The organism is Bacillus sp. JJ1532 (genome assembly GCF_036965085.1).
Lineage (GTDB): Bacteria > Bacillota > Bacilli > Bacillales > Cytobacillaceae > Cytobacillus.
Genome location: NZ_JBALOW010000146.1, coordinates 1 through 1079, shown reverse-complemented (window position 1 = coordinate 1079; position 1079 = coordinate 1). Strand labels below are relative to the sequence as shown.

Here is a 1079-nt window from a genome sequence, read left to right as displayed (position 1 = left end):
CGCATAATTTTGACATAATTGATCAATTGGCTTAGTCAATAACTCTTCAGCTAACTTGAGATCCATTCCTTGAACTCGACCATTTTCAAATAAATTAGTATATGGTTGATTTGTAAAAGGATTTGCTTGAATTGGCTTTATACTTACTTCTTGTTTATATCGTTGTTCTATACCATTTAACATTTTGTTACTGTAATCAGAACTTATTCGTATTAGGATATTTGGATTTAGATTAATCATTATAAGTTTCATCCATAGTATTTTTTAGTATTTTGAGTTCCTGTTCTATTTCACTTATTCTTCTGATCCTCTCGTCTTGGGGTAACAATTCCATCTTTTTATCATTCATCAACTGTTGTAATTTCCCACGAATTATATCTTCACCAATAGAAGAGATTATACCATTAACCAAAAATATTTCATTCTCATCATACTCATTCCATGAAGTAATCCTTTTAACAATTTTTTCAAATACATGCTTAGCGTGTTCACCAATAGGGGAAGTAATAAAAAAATCACTTTGTATAATGTCATAGAAGTTGCTCATGAAGCCAAACTCAGCCTTTTTTACAATTCTTTGCGTATCGCCAAAACTATCCGCCTGAATTTTTATACATGTTATATGTTCCTTTGGAACATCGGAAACTATAAAAGGTGAATGTGTAGTTATAATAATTTGATATTTAAATTTTTTACCATAATCAACACTATCAAGAAATCGGTATATGTTATAAATATATCTCCTTGACCACTCAGGATGAAATGATGCATCCGGCTCGTCTAATAGTAATAATAGCGTATCAATTTCTTTATTTTTTGTAGCGATTTGTATTGCTGTATACAAATTTGAAAATCCATTTACAAATTCTAGTTCTCCAACGCTCATATTCTTAAACCTTGGTTTTAAATCGAGATATAATTCCTCGTCATTTAACCCGTCAAATAAAAAAAGTAAATTGTAAATTTCCTCTTCAAATCCCTTATCAGTATTTATGCTTATGATTTGATCAGAAATATAAAAATCCTCTTTAACATTTAATAAAATCTTTATTATGTCGACTATTAATTCTGTACTAGAT

Annotated in this window: 2 protein-coding genes; both read right to left on the bottom strand. The window is 29.1% G+C overall.

The annotated features are described in order from the left end of the window. Positions 1-240: hypothetical protein (locus tag V7122_RS25500; protein WP_335530094.1), on the bottom strand; the 240-nt coding region annotated here is incomplete at its 3' end. Beyond that, the coding region (locus V7122_RS25495; RefSeq protein ID WP_335530091.1) for an AAA family ATPase at positions 233-1079 on the bottom strand (847 nt) is incomplete at its 5' end. The genes V7122_RS25500 and V7122_RS25495, both read right to left, overlap by 8 nt.